The 15,303-nt window shown below is 67.0% G+C and carries 16 protein-coding genes and 5 tRNA genes; 14 read left to right on the top strand and 7 right to left on the bottom strand.

Annotation, left to right across the window (positions count from 1 at the left end; genetic code table 11):
• Window positions 1-112: 112 nt before the first annotated feature.
• A complete protein-coding gene (locus ACFW6D_RS16880; protein ID WP_379329086.1) occupies window positions 113-796 on the bottom strand; it encodes a GAP family protein in 684 nt (227 codons plus the stop codon).
• Window positions 797-1,009: 213 nt separating this feature from the next.
• On the opposite strand from ACFW6D_RS16880, the gene ACFW6D_RS16885 reads away from it, so the two are divergent.
• From ACFW6D_RS16885 to ACFW6D_RS16915, 7 genes are all read left to right on the top strand, one after another.
• On the top strand, window positions 1,010-1,327 hold the full coding sequence (locus ACFW6D_RS16885; protein WP_379329088.1) for a hypothetical protein: 318 nt from the start codon (window positions 1,010-1,012) through the stop codon (window positions 1,325-1,327).
• Window positions 1,327-2,610 carry a hypothetical protein gene (locus ACFW6D_RS16890; RefSeq protein ID WP_379329090.1) on the top strand — a complete coding sequence of 428 codons (1,284 nt, stop codon included), beginning with the start codon at window positions 1,327-1,329 and terminating at the stop codon, window positions 2,608-2,610. Before ACFW6D_RS16885 ends, ACFW6D_RS16890 begins: the two co-directional genes overlap by 1 nt.
• Window positions 2,611-2,619: 9 nt before the next feature.
• On the top strand, window positions 2,620-3,645 hold the full coding sequence (locus tag ACFW6D_RS16895; protein ID WP_379329092.1) for a hypothetical protein: 1,026 nt from the start codon (window positions 2,620-2,622) through the stop codon (window positions 3,643-3,645).
• A 25-nt stretch (window positions 3,646-3,670) separates the two neighbouring features.
• Window positions 3,671-4,837, top strand: coding sequence for a sensor histidine kinase (locus tag ACFW6D_RS16900; protein ID WP_379329094.1), 1,167 nt, complete (start codon window positions 3,671-3,673; stop codon window positions 4,835-4,837).
• Entirely contained in the window at window positions 4,834-5,499 is a 666-nt protein-coding gene (locus ACFW6D_RS16905; RefSeq protein WP_379329096.1) for a response regulator, read from the top strand. Before ACFW6D_RS16900 ends, ACFW6D_RS16905 begins: the two co-directional genes overlap by 4 nt.
• A gap of 77 nt (window positions 5,500-5,576) precedes the next feature.
• Window positions 5,577-6,014 carry a DUF3995 domain-containing protein gene (locus tag ACFW6D_RS16910; RefSeq protein WP_379329098.1) on the top strand — a complete coding sequence of 146 codons (438 nt, stop codon included), beginning with the start codon at window positions 5,577-5,579 and terminating at the stop codon, window positions 6,012-6,014.
• The gene (locus ACFW6D_RS16915) at window positions 6,011-6,409 is read left to right on the top strand and encodes a DUF6463 family protein (RefSeq protein WP_379329100.1); all 399 of its coding nucleotides are present in this window, start codon (window positions 6,011-6,013) and stop codon (window positions 6,407-6,409) included. Before ACFW6D_RS16910 ends, ACFW6D_RS16915 begins: the two co-directional genes overlap by 4 nt.
• Before the next feature lie 141 nt (window positions 6,410-6,550).
• Here the strand turns inward: ACFW6D_RS16915 and ACFW6D_RS16920 are convergent.
• Window positions 6,551-6,624 (bottom strand) — tRNA-Asp (locus ACFW6D_RS16920).
• Window positions 6,625-6,697: 73 nt separating this feature from the next.
• Window positions 6,698-7,321, bottom strand: coding sequence for a TetR/AcrR family transcriptional regulator (locus ACFW6D_RS16925; protein WP_379329102.1), 624 nt, complete (start codon window positions 7,319-7,321; stop codon window positions 6,698-6,700).
• Window positions 7,322-7,453: 132 nt separating this feature from the next.
• Here ACFW6D_RS16925 and ACFW6D_RS16930 point away from each other — a divergent pair, with 132 nt between their 5' ends.
• The 5 genes from ACFW6D_RS16930 to ACFW6D_RS16950 are packed head-to-tail and all read left to right on the top strand — an operon-like array spanning window position 7,454 to window position 12,643.
• Window positions 7,454-8,854: an MFS transporter gene (locus tag ACFW6D_RS16930; protein ID WP_379329104.1), complete on the top strand. Its 1,401-nt coding sequence runs from the start codon at window positions 7,454-7,456 to the stop codon at window positions 8,852-8,854.
• A 56-nt stretch (window positions 8,855-8,910) separates the two neighbouring features.
• Window positions 8,911-9,732 (top strand): SDR family oxidoreductase, encoded by an 822-nt coding sequence (locus ACFW6D_RS16935; RefSeq protein WP_379329106.1) that lies wholly within the window; start codon window positions 8,911-8,913, stop codon window positions 9,730-9,732.
• Window positions 9,733-9,747: 15 nt separating this feature from the next.
• Window positions 9,748-10,968: an acyl-CoA dehydrogenase family protein gene (locus tag ACFW6D_RS16940; RefSeq protein WP_379329108.1), complete on the top strand. Its 1,221-nt coding sequence runs from the start codon at window positions 9,748-9,750 to the stop codon at window positions 10,966-10,968.
• A gap of 5 nt (window positions 10,969-10,973) precedes the next feature.
• Window positions 10,974-11,957, top strand: a complete 984-nt coding sequence (locus ACFW6D_RS16945) for an NADPH:quinone oxidoreductase family protein (protein ID WP_379329110.1) — start codon at window positions 10,974-10,976, stop codon at window positions 11,955-11,957.
• Window positions 11,958-11,977: 20 nt separating this feature from the next.
• Window positions 11,978-12,643 (top strand): TetR/AcrR family transcriptional regulator, encoded by a 666-nt coding sequence (locus tag ACFW6D_RS16950; RefSeq protein ID WP_379329112.1) that lies wholly within the window; start codon window positions 11,978-11,980, stop codon window positions 12,641-12,643.
• A gap of 48 nt (window positions 12,644-12,691) precedes the next feature.
• Here the strand turns inward: ACFW6D_RS16950 and ACFW6D_RS16955 are convergent.
• From ACFW6D_RS16955 to ACFW6D_RS16970, 4 genes are all read right to left on the bottom strand, one after another.
• Window positions 12,692-12,765 (bottom strand) — tRNA-Phe (locus ACFW6D_RS16955).
• A 31-nt stretch (window positions 12,766-12,796) separates the two neighbouring features.
• Window positions 12,797-12,870 (bottom strand) — tRNA-Asp (locus ACFW6D_RS16960).
• A gap of 32 nt (window positions 12,871-12,902) precedes the next feature.
• A tRNA-Glu gene (locus ACFW6D_RS16965) sits at window positions 12,903-12,975 on the bottom strand.
• A gap of 91 nt (window positions 12,976-13,066) precedes the next feature.
• A complete protein-coding gene (locus ACFW6D_RS16970; protein ID WP_379329114.1) occupies window positions 13,067-13,738 on the bottom strand; it encodes a TetR family transcriptional regulator in 672 nt (223 codons plus the stop codon).
• Between the two features lie 727 nt (window positions 13,739-14,465).
• Here ACFW6D_RS16970 and ACFW6D_RS16975 point away from each other — a divergent pair.
• Together ACFW6D_RS16975 and ACFW6D_RS16980 are read left to right on the top strand one after the other, a co-directional pair.
• Window positions 14,466-14,541: transfer RNA gene (locus ACFW6D_RS16975), tRNA-Lys, on the top strand.
• 89 nt (window positions 14,542-14,630) lie between these two features.
• A complete protein-coding gene (locus ACFW6D_RS16980; RefSeq protein WP_379329116.1) occupies window positions 14,631-15,221 on the top strand; it encodes a DUF937 domain-containing protein in 591 nt (196 codons plus the stop codon).
• Window positions 15,222-15,303 lie beyond the last annotated feature (82 nt).

Consider the following 15,303-nt stretch of genomic DNA (forward strand, 5'->3'; position numbering starts at 1 on the left):
CCTGCTCACCTGGATAGCCCCGCGGCCCACACTCGGGCACGGGGCATGTCATCGATTCGTTATGACGGTACTCGATGGTCCTGACACATTCCTGAGTGGCCGGGCCGGTCAGTCACCAGAGACGGCCCGCGTGGACCAGCGCATCGACGACCAGTCCGATACCGAACACGACGAAAAGCACCCGGATCGCCGGCGGCCCGTAGCGGGTGATGCCCCGCACGAGCAGGCGATAGACCCGCCGCGCGCGCGGTGTCCGCCGCATCGCCAAAGCCAGCACGACCAGCGGCAGCACCAGCGCGATCGCGCAGTAGCCCGCCACGATCAGCGGCCACGTCACCGGCAGCGGGCGCTGCGCCGCCAGCATGGCCAGCGCCGCGAGGTACGGCACCGAGGTGGGCACCTTCGCCAGGCCGAGAGTGAATCCGATCACGCCCATCAGCCAGGGACGTTTGCGCACCGGCTCGATCCAGCGGCCACCGGTGGAGGCGGTGGTGTCGACTGGAAGGGCGGCGACCGCGATCAGCACGAGGCCGATCAGCAGTTCGCCCCAGTAGCGCAGGGTCGGCGTGAGTTCGAAGTCGAGGAGCCGGACCAGGAAGTCGATGCCGAGCACGGTGCACACACCGAACGCCACGGACACCGCGAAAACACCGCCGAGGAAGCTGAGCACCCCGGTCATCGGCGAGCGTCGGGTCAGCCTGGCATCGGCGACCACGGCCGTGGTGATCGCCACCAGCAGCACGTCGAGCGCGTCGAGCAGGGCGAAACCGAGCAGAGCCAGCAGCAGGACAGACATGACGCGGCTGACACTACTCGCCGGTCATCTTTCGGTCGCCGACCCGACAGTCCCACCAGCATCATCCGCGCTTGACGGCGAAAGTCCTTGACCTGCGCAGTCTCGAGATCGATCCGTCCATCTGGACTGGACTCCCCCGCAAACGGCGCGCGGTGGTTACGCTTTTCAACACCGGCCGGGGCCGGAATCCGCGATCGTGAAGGGGCAGACATCGTGGCAGAAATGTCATTCGACCCGTCAGCGCTCGACGCTTATCAGCGTGCGGCAGCTCGGGTTTCCGAACTTCTTGGCACAGCGGCCAACGACACGACGACCGCGGCCGGGGTCGACCTGTCCGGACTCGGCGTGCTCGGGCGTGAATTCGCCGCCGCCTGGACACAGGCCGCGGGCGACCACGCCTCGACACTGAGTACGGCGGGCAACCTGGTCACCGCCTATCAGGACATCCTGAATCGCTTCGGCGCCAGCGTGACCGGGATCGACACCGGCCTGGCGAGCGACCTGCGTGCGACCGAGAGTGAGGTGGCGTGATGCGTGCCAAATCGCTGGTCACCGACACCACGGTGAGCACGATCACGCCCGCCGAGGCCGAGGCGAAGATCGCGCCGGTGATCGCGCTGCTAGAGGTGCCGCTGCTCGAATTGCGTAAGTCGCTGGGCAGTAATACTTCTCCCGACCCCGACGCATCGGTGGTGGCCGCGCTGACATCGGCCTCCGCCGCGACCACGGCAACGGAGGATCCGCATCGGCTCGGGCTGCACGCGCTCGAGTCGACCGAGACCGCCGCACCCGCCACACCGGCGCTGCGCCAGACCGCGACCGAGGTCTCGGCCGCGGCTGATCGCGGCACCCGATTGAGTTCGCTGCTCGGACAGGCACATTCGACACAGGCGACGGCAGCGGCCAAGGTCGATGCGATCATCGCGGACTTCCGGGCCAAGGCGAAGAAGGCCGCGCCCGCGGTGAACGAGAACAACCTGGACGCGATCGTCGCGCTCGCCGAAGAGGCCATTTCGGAAGCGGTCGGGGTGGTGGGTAATGCCAGCACCGAGATGGATGAGTACACGCGAAATACCAGGGGTCTCACCAGCGATCTCGGTGGGACCAACGGGGTGACCGTGCCCACCGGGGCTACAGAGGTGGCGCCTGGGGTTTATGTGCTCGGTACCGGCGGGTCCGATACGTCCTCGTGGAGTGACAAATCCTCGTGGGATGACGAGGACGTCGATCCGGCGACGGCGGCGCAGATCGCGTTGCAGGAGGCCCTGATCGACGGTGGGGTGTCGTTGGGGACTGCGGCGATCGATGCCGGTGTCACCTTCGGTACGCATCTGATCGACAAGATCGCCGAAGTCGCGATGCACGGGATCGACAAGGGTTCGGAGTTGGCGACCACCGGGATCGACACGCTCGCCGCCAATGCCACCGGTACCGAGGGCGGTACGTCCACCGCACCGGCGGGGACCGCGCCCACCGCGCCGTCGACCAATGGCGGTGGGACCGGCACGAACACGTTGTTCGGCGGACTGGGTGGCGGCACGAGCCCCGGTGGCGGTACGAACAACGGTGGTGGCAACGACAGCGGCGCCTCCGCGAAGCCGGAGGCACCCGCCCCGGCCGCACCGCTCCAGTCGAACCAGGCGCCGAAAACCGAACAGCCCCAACAGGCTCCGAGCACACCCGCGCCCGCCCAGCAGCCGATGCAGGGCGGGGTGGTGCCGCCCGGCGCCCGTCCGCAGCAGGAGCAGGAGACCGAAAAACCCTCTGCCGCACCTAAACACGGCCAACCGGGAGTCGTCCCGGCGCCGGCCTAGGACACCCCCATGGATAACCCGTTCGGTGCCTACTTCACGTCGCCGGACGCCACACCGCCCGGCCGCCGTCGCCCGCAGGGTAAACGGCGGCGCAGGCGGCGGCGCGAGGCCGAGCCGCAGACGATCGGCACCAACCCCGAGACCTGGCCACCACCGGACCCGGAACCCTTCGACAACAACCCGTTTCAGCCCCCGGCCATCGAACCGGTGTATCGCAATCCCGCCGACGACGACGGGTTCACCGGCGACTGGAACGACTGGAACGACAGCGACGCACCGGTCGAGCCACGGCGCGGCGACGATGTCGACTGGAACGACTGGGCCACCACCACTGCGACCGAACAGAGCGGAGACCACGTCGAGATGCCGGTGTTGCCGCGCCTCAAGGACTTCGGTGGCGGCGGCCAGATCGCGCGGCGACCACGCAAGAACTACAACGACGAACGCTACGACGAGAGCGGCAGCCGGTCGAAGGCCGCGGCCGCGATCAAGGGCGTGGTCGGTGCGCTCGCCTTCGTCGTCATCCTCGGCCTTGCCGCCACGATCTTCCTCGGCCCCACCGACAAACCGACCACCACCACCCAGGCCGCTGTATCCGGCACGCGCGCAACGACTTCCACCGTCGTTCCCCCGCTCCCGGCGCACGCGCTGTCCGGCTGCGAATCCTTCCGCACTCCGTCGATCACCATCAGCGCCGAACGCGGCGACACCGCCAGCCCCGAGGGCGCCATCCTCGGCTTCGAGTACAGCTATTACGTCGACCGCGACGCCGCCAAGGCCCGCTCCTTCGTCACCGACAATGCCCACGTTGGCGACGCGTCCGCACTCGCCGCGGGCATCGGTTCACTGCCCCTCGACGTCAAGTACTGCGTCCACATCACCAAAGCCGACGCCGCCGATCCCACCCTCTGGAACGTCACCATCCACCAGAAATGGCCCGGCGACGCCACCACCGAGAAGATCAACCAGGTCATGCGCACCACCGAGGTGGCCCCCGGCCGCCACCGCATCACCAGCATCGACCACCGGCTCTGAGGGCCCGCCCGCGTAGATTGAGCTCGTGTCGATCCAGATGGACGGTCCTCGGCTGTTCGGGCACGGCGCGCAACTGGCGTTGGCCGTGGTCATGGCGGCGGTGTTGCTGCCCGCGAGCCTGCAATCGGTGCGGGTGAGCGACGTCTCGGCCCCGTGGGTGTTCGTGTTGACCGTCGCGGTGCTCGCACTGCACGTCTGTGTGGCGACGGCGCGGCGGTGGGCGATTCCGTCGTTCGCGATCGGCACGGTCGGGTGTGCGGTGCTGCTCGTGGCGCCCGATATCGACGGTGTCACCGACTTCTCGGAGACGAGCCGCTACAGCCCGGTCCTGTTACCGAGCGTTCTGTGCTTTTTCGCCCTGTTGTACGCGGTGAGTGCGCACACGACGTCCCCGTGGCCCACCGCCGCGCTCGGGGTGGGTCTGGTGGGCAGCCTGCTGACCTTGGTCCGGCTGTGGGAGTTCACCGCGGCGCCTATCGAGGCGTGGGCGTGGTGGTTGTTGTTGTCCACCACTGCTATCGGCGGGACCATCGCCGCATGGGCACTGGGTCGTTATCGCGCGACCCGTGCCGCCTGGACATCGCAACTCGCCGAACGAGCCGCAGCCGACGAACGGCGCCGGATCGCGCGTGAGATGCACGATGTGGTCGCGCATTCCTTGGCGGTGATGGTGAGTCACGCCGAGGCCGGTCGGCTCGTGGTGCCCAACTCGCCCGAACGCGCTGCCGAAATCCTGACCACCATCGCTGATTCCGGGCGCGAGGCGCTCACCGAGATGCGCGGGCTGCTCGGCGTGCTCCGCGACGAGTCGGCCTCGACCGAGCCGCAACCCGGACTCGATGATCTGCCCGCGCTCGTCGAGCGGGTGCGGGCGTCGGGGGTCGACATCGAATTGTCGACCGACGAGCAGCTGCGCACGACCCCCGCCGTCGGCCTCACGATCTACCGTGTCGTTCAGGAGGCACTCACCAATGTGGCCCGCCACGCCGGTCACCGCCCGCGAGCCCGGGTCAGCGTGACCGCGGTCGGCGCCGGAATCGTGGTGCGGGTGACCAACACCGGTTCCTCGACGGAGGCGACCGGAATCGGAAAGGGACTGGTGGGCATGCGCGAACGAGTCGACGCCGTCGGTGGCACGCTGTCCGCCGGGCCGACCGAGGACGGCTGGGCCGTGGAGGTGCGAGTCCCGTGACCGTGCGAGTGCTCGTCGTCGACGACCAGGAGCTGATGCGGTCGGCGCTGCGGATGATGGTGCAGAGCCAACCCGACCTGGAACTGGTCGGCGAAGCGGCGGACGGCAACGAGGCGGTGGCCGCCGTGCGCGCGCATTCGGTCGATGTCGTGCTCATGGACCTGCGTATGCCGAAACTCGACGGCATCGAAGCCACCGCGATCATCACCGCCGAACAACCACGCTGTCGAGTGATCGCCCTGACCACCTTCGACCTCGACGACTACGTCTTCCCGGCCATCCGCGCCGGTGCCAGCGGCTTCCTGCTCAAGGATGCGCGCGGCGAGGAGATCGTCGACGCCATCCGCATGGTCCATGCCGGGCACGGGGTCGTCGCACCGTCAACGACGCGCCGCCTGATCGCCCACGTCGCCGACACCCCGACCGCGAATACCGAAGCAGCGCTGCGCATTCGAGCCACTCTCACCCCGCGTGAATTCGACACCCTGCTCGAGATCGCCACCGGTGACACCAATCGCGATATCGCCGCACGCCTGCACCTGTCCGAAGCCACGGTGAAAACCCACGTCGGCCACGTTCTCGCGAAACTTGCTCTGCGCGACCGTGTTCAGGCCGTGGTGCTCGCCTACGAGTCCGGTCTGGTCGGACCGCCCCGGCGCTGACCTTCTCATCCTGCAGGACGAGAACATCGAGACCAACGGGCGACGAGCTTCATCGCCCGAACCACGATCGTTGAACCATGAACGCGATAGCCGGCACCACCGCCGCCCTACTCACCGCAGCCGGCCTGCTCCACGCAGTCTGGACCGTCTCCCCCTGGCCGTGGAAAACCCAGCTCGACCTCGCCCACGCCGCCATGGGCTGGACGAAAGACGAACCGCCACCGAGCCGCTGGTTCATCCCCGCCTGCCTCGCCGTCACCGCCGCCCTCACCACCGCGGGCTATGTGGTGCTGCTGCGCGCCGGAGTCTGGGACTCCCCGTTCCCCGACTGGATGGTCACCACCGCCAGCTGGATCGTCGCAGGCATCCTCCTCGCCCGCGCCGCCTCCGGCTTCATCGACCCCACCAGCGGGTCCCCCGAATCCCCCGCTATCTACCAACGCCTCAACCGCCGCGTCTACTCCCCGCTGTGCGTGCTCCTCGGCGGCCTCACCGCAGTGGTGGCCGTGTCATGACCGGCCGTCGGATGACCCTGTGGGCGGGCGTGATCATCACCCTCGGCGGCATCGGGCACACAGTGGGGAGCCTGGTGGAAACCGTGCCGACGCACCTCGGTTCCTGGTTCGACGGGCACCTGTGGGACCAGTACGACTACGCCGAGTGGAGCGACTCGGCAGCCGGATTCTGGTACTCGGCACAGAGCTTCGGGCCGCCGTTGCTGCTGGTGGGCGTTCTGGTGTTGTGGATGGCACGAAGCGGGATCACCCCACCGGCGTTTCTCGCGGTCGCGCTGGCGAGCTGGGTTGTCATCACGTTCGTCGCCAGCGGACCCTCACCGCTGCCGATTCTGCTGATCCCGGCGGGCTTGCTGCTCGCCGCTCGCAGGGTGCCCGTCGATCAACCCAGCTGATACGAGAAAGTCCCCCGCACCGGATCGGTGTGGGGGACTTGTTGCGACCCTGACGGGACTCGAACCCGCGACAACTCCCATGTTGCCCACGAGCCCTACCCGCCCATCAGGCGAAACGCGAGTATGCCTGAAACGTACTTGCGACCCTGACGGGACTCGAACCCGCGACCTCCGCCGTGACAGGGCGGCGCGCTAACCAACTGCGCTACAGGGCCATGCTCATTACGTCGGGCGATATTACCCGGTGGGCGCCGGTTTCGGTAACCGAACTGGTCAGGGGTCTAATCGTCAATAGCCGGGCGCGCGCAGGATCCTGAGCACCAGTTCGGCGTTGATGTCGCCGAGCTCCTCCGGAGTGAACTCACCGCCCGGCCGATACCACCGGCAGATGTCGATCCCCAGCGACATCATCGCCAGCACGGCGACGCGGGGATCGGCGATGGTGAACACCCCACGCTCGATCCCCGCCCGCACTTCCGCGACCGCGGCCTGCCGAATCCGGCGGCGGATCGCACCGACGATGTCGTGGTGTTCGGGGGCGAGGTGCCTGCTCTCGTACTGGGCGATCCGCGCCCGCCGATAACTGCGCGCGTGCAGGACGCTGAACGCGGTGACCAGGGCGCGGATCCGGTCCACCGGCTCGTCGTGGGGCGCGACGGCAGCTTCGATGATGGTGAGAGTGTTGGCGACCGCGTGCTCGACCAACCGGAACAGCACCTTCTCCTTGGAGGCGAAATACACGTACATCGCTGCCGGGCTCAACCCCGCCTTCGCGGTGATATCGCGGGTGCGGGTGGCCTCGAATCCCTTGTCGGAGAACAGGACCACCGCGGCGTCGAGTAGGCGTTGCGCGGTGTCGCCGGTCGCGGCCACCGGGTCGGACAGTGGGTCGTCTTCGAGTAGCTCGCTCACCTGATACCCCTTCGCTATTCCTGTGATTGACATTACATCCCAGGTCGCTCACACTAACCAAGCGCTCATTCACTTGAAGTTGACGTCAAGTTCTATTAATTTCAACCCTGCGGATCCACCGAGGAGTCACCGATGATCGAACCCGGCCAGCGGACAGGCGTCGAAACGCCGCCGACCTTGCCCGACACAACGCCGTCGTCGGCCGCCAGCAAACGCGCGCACCGCAAGCTGCTCGCCGCGGGCCTGGTCGGCAGCTCGATCGAGTGGTACGACTTCTTCCTCTACGGCACCGCCGCCGCACTGGTTTTCCCGCACGTGTTCTTCCCCGATGCCTCGGCGCTGATGGGCACCCTGCTCTCGTTCAGCACCTTCTGGGCCGGCTTCGTCGCCCGCCCGCTCGGCGGCCTGCTCGCCGGACACTTCGGTGACCGGTACGGCCGTAAGCCCGTGGTCGTGGTCTGCCTGCTGGCCATGGGCATCGCCACCTTCGCGATCGGCTGTCTGCCGAGCACCGGTTCGATCGGGGTGCTCGCGCCCATCCTGCTGGTGACGCTGCGCTTCGTGCAGGGCATCGCCTGCGGCGGCCAGTGGGGCGGGATCGTGCTGTTGCTCACCGAATCGGCGGGTCCGAAGAAGCGCGGTTTCGCGGGTACCTTCGGGCAGATGGGCGTGCCGCTCGGCTTGATCATGGGCAACCTGGTGTTCCTCGCCGCCACCGCGGCACTGTCGACCGACGCCTTCCTCAGCTGGGGCTGGCGCGTGCCGTTCCTTGCCAGCGCGCTGCTGTTCCCGGTGGTGCTCTACATCCACACCAGGGTCGAGGACTCCCCCGAATTCCGCGAACTGCAAGCCGAAACCACGGCAAAGCGCAAGGCCCCCGCCGTCGCGCAGGCCCCGCTGGCAGAGGCCGTCAAGCAGCACTGGCGCACCATCCTGCTCGGCTGCGGACTGCTCGCGGGTACCAACTCGCTGTTCTATGTGAGCATCGCGGGCCTGCTCAGCTACGGCACCGCCGAACTCGGCATGAATCGCAATGCACTGCTTGCCATCTCGCTGATCTCGTCGGGCCTGCTCACCGCGGTGATCCTGTGGGCGGGCGCGCTGTCGGACCGGATCGGGCGGCGACCGCTGATCCTGATCGGCGGCGCGGGCATAGCGCTGTGGGCGTTCCCGTTCTTCGGGCTGATCAATACCGCCAGCGTGCTCGCCGTCTTCGTGGCGGTGGCCGTCGGCGCGGCCATGCAGGCACTCACCTACGGTCCGCTCGCCGCCTTCATGGGTGAGCTGTTCGCCCCGCGCGTGCGGTACTCCGGCGCCTCGCTGGCCTACCAGCTGGCCGCCATCACCATCAGCGGCGGCACCCCGTTCATCATGACCTGGATCATCGCCGAAACCGGTTCCACCACAGGCGTTTCGCTGTTTCTGATGGCTATGGGCCTGATCACCGTGTTCAGCGGGTGGAAGCTGCGCGAGACCAACACCCCGGCGGTGCGCAACGACCCCGAAGCCGTGCCGGGAGCCCAGCTGTACTGACCCATCCGATTCGACCGTTGCCCGGACTGGAAACAGTCCGGGCGAAAGGATTTCTCGTGAAAGTCGCTGAGAAGGTAACCATCGTAACCGGTGGCGGCGCGGGCATCGGCGCCGCGCTGGCAGCCGCGCTCGCCGTGGCCGGGGCGAAGGTGGTGGTGGCCGATCTCGACGAGGCTGCCGCGCTGGCCGTGTCGGAACAGATCAACGCCGCGCACCCCGGCAGCACTGTCGGTGTCGGTGCCGATGCCGCCGACACCGTGGCGATCACCGGTCTGATCGCGTTGGCGCAGCAGCACTTCGGGCCGGTCGACCTGTACTTCGCCAACGCCGGGATCGTCGGCGCCCCCGGACTCGACGTCACCGACGACGACTGGGACCGCTCGCTCGACGTGAACCTGCGCGCCCACATCCGCGCCGCGAAACTGCTGGTGCCGCAGTGGATCGAACGCGGTACGGGCTACTTCATCAGCACCGCCTCCGCCGCGGGCCTGCTCACCCAGATCGGCTCGGCCACCTACTCGGTGAGCAAGCACGCGGCGGTCGGGTTCGCCGAGTGGCTCAGTGTCACCTACGGCGACAACGGGATTCGCGTGAGCTGCCTGTGTCCGATGGGCGTCAACACGAAACTGCTGTACGCGGGCCGGGATTCGGGCGCTGAACTCGGTGCTGCCGCGACCCGCGCCGTCGTGTCGGCGGGCGATGTTCTCGAACCCGGCGAAGTGGCCGAGATCGTCCTCGCCGCCGTCGACGCCGAGCAATTCCTCATCCTGCCCCATCCCCAGGTGCTGGACATGTACCGCAACAAGGGCGCCGACTACGACCGTTGGCTACGCGGCATGCGGCGCTACCAGTCGTCGCTGCTGACCGAAACCCACTGAGTGAGAGAGACATCCATGTCACTGTTCGAACTGAGCGACCGCGCCAAGAAGTACTCCGAAGACCTCCTGGACTTCATGGACGCCCACGTCTACCCCGCCGAGGCCGTCTACGACGAGCAGATGCGCGAGTCCGGCGACCCGCACTTCCAGCCGCCGATCATGGAGGAACTCAAAGCCGAAGCCAAACGGCGCGGCCTGTGGAACCTCTTCCACCCGCACCCCGGCCGCGGACCCGGCCTGACCAACCTCGAATACGCGCCGCTGGCCGAGATCATGGGCCGCAGCCACCTCGCGTCGGAGGCCTGCAACTGCAACGCCCCCGACACCGGGAACATGGAGGTGCTGGAACTGTTCGGCACCGACGAGCACAAAGAGAAGTACCTGAAGCCACTGCTCGACGGCACCATGGCCTCGGCCTTCGCGATGACCGAACCGCGCGTGGCCAGCTCCGACGCCACCAATATCGAACTGTCGATGGTGCGCGACGGTGAGGAGTACGTGCTCAACGGCCGAAAGTGGTTCGCCACCAACGCCTTGCACAAGAACTGTCGCGTGATGATCGTGATGGGCAAGACCGATCCCACCGCAGCACCGCACCGCCAGCAGACCATGATGGTCGTCCCCATCGACGCGCCGGGCGTGACGATCATGCGCGGGCTGCCGGTATTCGGCTACCAGGAACGCGAAGGCCACGCCGAGATCGACTTCGCCGACGTGCGGGTGCCCGTCACCGACGTGCTCAAAGGCGAGGGCGAGGGCTTCGCGATCAGCCAGGCCCGGCTGGGACCGGGGCGCATCCACCACTGCATGCGCAGCATCGGCATGGCCGAGCGGGCGCTGGAGCTGATGTGTAAGCGCGCGCAGCAGCGGGTCACTTTCGGTAAGCCGGTGTCCGAGAACGCCAATATTCAGGACTGGATCGCTGAGTCGCGCATCGACATCGAGATGATCCGGCTGCTCACGCTCAAGGCCGCGCACCTGATGGACACTGTGGGCAACAAGGCCGCGCGCACCGAGATCGCCGCCATCAAGGTAGCCGCGCCGAACATCGCGCTGAAGGTCGTGGACCGGGCCATTCAGGTGCACGGAGCGGGCGGTGTCACCGACGACTTCCCGCTCGCCGCCGCCTGGGCGGGCCTGCGCACGCTGCGCCTGGCCGACGGACCCGACGAGGTGCACAAGCGCACCATCGCCCGGCAGGAACTGAACAAGTACCGCGAGCGAGCTGGGAACTGATCACGATGAAAGCCTGGCAGGTAGCCGAACTCGGCGAACCACGAGAAGTACTGCAGTTCAACGATATCGACGATCCGGTGGCCGGACCGGGGCAGGTACTGGTGCGAGTGCTCGCGGCGCCCGCCAATTTCCCTGATGTCCTGCTGTGCCGTGGGCAGTACCAGATCAAACCACCGCTGCCCTTCACCCCGGGCGTCGAACTGTGCGGCGAAGTGCTGGCGGTCGGTGCGGGTGTGGAGCGGTTCGCGATCGGTGACCGGATCGTCGGCACCGCGAATCTGCCCGGCGGAGCCTTCGCCGAGCTGGCGGTGCTCGATGCCGAGAACGCTTTTCCCGCACCGGAATCCCTCGACGATGCCGAGGCTTCCGCGCTGGTCATCGGATATCAGACGAGCTGGTTCGCACTGCACCGACGGACGCAGTTGCAACCCGGCGAGACGCTGCTGGTGCACGCCGCGGCAGGCGGTGTCGGTAGTTCCGCCGTGCAGCTGGGCAAGGCCGCGGGCGCGCGGGTGATCGGTGTCGTCGGCGGGCCCGACAAGGCCGACTACTGCCGCGAACTCGGCGCCGACCTCGTGATCGACCGGCACACCGAGGACTTCGTGCCGATCGTCAAGGAGTTCACCGGTGGACGCGGCGCCGACGTGATCTACGACCCGGTCGGCGGCGACGCCTACGCCAGGTCCACCAAATGCATCGCCTTCGAAGGTCGCATCCTGGTGATCGGCTTCGCCGGCGGCACCATCCCCCAGCCCGCGCTCAACCACGCGCTGATCAAGAACTATTCGATCATCGGCCTGCACTGGGGTCTCTACAAGCAGTACAACCAGCAGGCGATCGCCGACTGCCACGCCGAGCTCACCCGCCTCGCCGCGGCCCGACCGGTGAAACCGCTGATCAGCGAACGCCTTTCGCTCGGCGATGTACCCGACGGCCTCGGCCGTCTCGGCGACGGGAACACCGTCGGCCGCGTCGTGTTCCACCCGTGACCGCCGGTATAACTACAGGCATGGAACCCACCGACAGCGAGGGCGCGCTGCCCTCGATGGCACGCACCTCGCTGTTGCGCGACCTGCCCGCCACCCAGCGCGGTCTGCGCACGCGCGACGGGCTGATCGCGGCGGGTCGCACGGTGTTCGAGCGGATGGGCTACCTCGACACCCGGCTCATCGACATCACCCAGGAAGCCAACTGCTCCTCTGGCACCTTCTACACCTATTTCGCGAGCAAGGAGGAGATCTTCGCCGCGATCCTCGAGCGTGCCCAAGAGGACATGATGCACCCCGGCATGGCGCATGTGACGGGCGAAGACGACCCGGCCTCGATCGTCGAGGCCGCCAATCTCGCCTACTTCGAGGCATACAAGCGCAATGCGAAGCTGATGGGGCTGCTCGAACAGGTCGCCAATATCGACCCCGAATTCGGCAAGTTGCGTCAGCAGCGTGCCGACGCCTTCATCGGCCGCAATGCTCGTGGCATCGCCGAACTGCAGCGTCGTGGGCTGGCCGACCCGAGCCTGGATCCGATGCTCACCTCGCGCGCGCTGTCGAGCATGGTGAGCCGGATGGCGTTCAACTACTTCGTCACCGGCGGCGGGGAGCTCGAGCAGGTGCCGATGGAAGAAGTTGTGCACACGGTGTCGCGCCTGTGGGCCAACGCGCTGCGGATGCCATGAACAACGAAAAATCCCCTCACCGTGAAACTTCGGTGAGGGGATCAAAGGTGGCCAGAGCCGGGATCGAACCGGCGACCTACCGCTTTTCAGGCGGTCGCTCGTACCAACTGAGCTACCTGGCCGGGAAGTACCGGATTGCTCTGGTACCACTTGCGACCCTGACGGGACTCGAACCCGCGACCTCCGCCGTGACAGGGCGGCGCGCTAACCAACTGCGCTACAGGGCCATGCTTTGTACCTCTGTGCAGTCCGAAGACTGTACCCCCTACGGGATTCGAACCCGCGCTACCGCCTTGAAAGGGCGGCGTCCTAGGCCGCTAGACGAAGGGGGCTCGTTCCGAATCTCTCCGGGGCGGCTTCAACGTTTCCGTTGGGAGCTCGCATAGCTTATGACAGGTCAGTGCGGAGTTCCAAATCGCCTGGTCAAGCGCTCAAACCGAGGTCTTCCAGGCGTGCTTGCTCGCGCCAGCCCTCGGTGCGGAAGTTCTGGATCCACACCGGGGTGGCCATGGCTTCCACGATAACCTCCAGCACCTCGGCGAAGCGGGCGCGCAGGTCGGCAGCGGAGCCGTTGGCGATCGGGTCGACCAGGTAGCGCTGGCCCGCCAGTGCCGCGGACAGGGTTCGGGTGAAGCGGTCGGGGTCGGCGTCGGCGCGCAACTGGCCGTCGTCGATGGCGCGGACCGCGAGTACGCGGGTGGCGCGACCGACGATGCGGCCACCGCCGTTGCCGGTGTCGCGATGGAAGTCGGGTTCGATCACGAGGCGGTACTCGGCCTGCACGATGGTGTCGTGTTCCAGGCGAAGGGCGATCTCGTCGACCATGCCGTGCAGCACGTCGAGCGGACCGAGGTCGACGCGGGCGAGCCAGCGCTCCGCGCAGATCCGGTAGCGCTCGACCGCGGTCTCGAGCACCGCGCGCGCCAGGTCTTCCTTGGAATCGAAATGGAAGTACATCGCGCCCTTGGTGGCGCGCGACCCTTCCAGAATGCGGTTGAGCGATGCCGCGGCATATCCGCTCTTGCCGAACTCGACGGCCGCGGACTTGATTATCGCCGCGCGTGTCCGGCGCGCCCGCTCTTGCTGCCGTGCCATGCTCGAAACGCCTCCGAACCTTCTCGACGCCATCGATCAAAACCGACCGTTGGCACGAATTGTGGTTTTAATTCAAACTTTCGGTATGAAAAACTCGCAGCGCCTCGCGCGCATGCCCCGCCACCTGTGAGAACCCCTTCCTGCGGTGACGCCTACCCCTTTGCCCAGAGTTCGCGAACCCCTCACGAACTTCCGGCACTGCATACCTTCGATGAATTCGCCGAACACCGCACCCTGCGCCGGAACCACGGAAAATGCGGCACCGGTGATTGTTTCGATATTCACCAGGCGATCACCGTACCCGCATTCCCGAGTCGACACGCGGCGATTGGAGTACCTAACCGAACATCCGGTCCGGTTATCCATGCCAGCAAACGAAGCGCAACCGAAATGGTTACTTCGGGTACGAATTGCACAGGCGCACAGCCCGGTTGAGCGGCTCATCGGCACGCCGAAGTTCGCCGAACGGTCGCGAGACCGACGCCCACCTTGGACCACTCCATCGCTGCTGCACCCCTGCTTGTCGAAAGATGTTGCGATACAACAGCATTCGACGACCATACGCAACCCACAGCGCGAACACCGTTGGGCACCAGCGGTTTACCACCGAATCGGTACCGACCTCGTCGCCGTTACCCTCGACCACCAGCCACGATCAGGACCACGCGACTCGACCGGGGACCACTATTCGGACCTTCGGCACACCGTCCGCTAGACTCCGCTGCGCGCCCCTTTAGCTCAGTTGGTAGAGCTGGTGACTTTTAATCACTAGGTCGTAGGTTCGAGTCCTACAGGGGGCACCACAAACTCATCATCGTGACCATCGTCACGTGGCGACGTACGCTGAGCGCGACCCGGGCTACCGGGCAACTACGACCTCAGGCGGCGTGCGATGACTTCTTTCGATGATCTGCTCTCCCAGGTACCGATCGCCCAGATCGCTGATCAACTCGGCGTCGACCAGGCGACCGCGACCACGGCCGTCCAGGCCGCGCTGCCGACCCTGCTCGGCGGACTCCAGGCCAATGCCGCCCAGCCACAGGGCGCTGCGTCACTGCTCGGCGCGCTCGACAACCACGGCGGACTCGTCGAGGGCGAGGGCGCGGTGGATCTGGGACAGGTCGACGTTGGCGACGGCGAGAAGATCGTCGACAACGTCTTCGGCACCGAGAAGAACACCGTCATCAGCGCGCTCGGCGCGGGCGGCGGCACCGGCGGCAACGACCTCATCGGCAAGCTGCTGCCGATTCTGGCTCCGATCGTGCTCGCCTACCTGGCCAAACAGCTCACCGGCGGCGGGGCCGCGGCACCACAGCAGCAGGCCCCTGCTTCCAACGGCGGTCTCGGCGACCTGCTCGGCGGGCTGCTCGGCGGCAGCAGTAACACCGGCGTGATCGGCGGCGTGATCGGCGAGGCGCTGTCGAAGAACGCGGGCGGTGCGCTGGGCAGCGTGCTCGGCGGGCTGCTCGGCGGCAAGCGATGAACTGTTCATCTACCTGTAGTTAACGTCGTGCGGCCCGTAGCGATAGTCCCAATGCTGCGGGCCGAACGCCTAGACTCGTCAG

Origin of the sequence: Nocardia sp. NPDC058705, from assembly GCF_042749305.1 — a bacterium.
In the GTDB taxonomy this organism is placed as follows: domain Bacteria; phylum Actinomycetota; class Actinomycetes; order Mycobacteriales; family Mycobacteriaceae; genus Nocardia.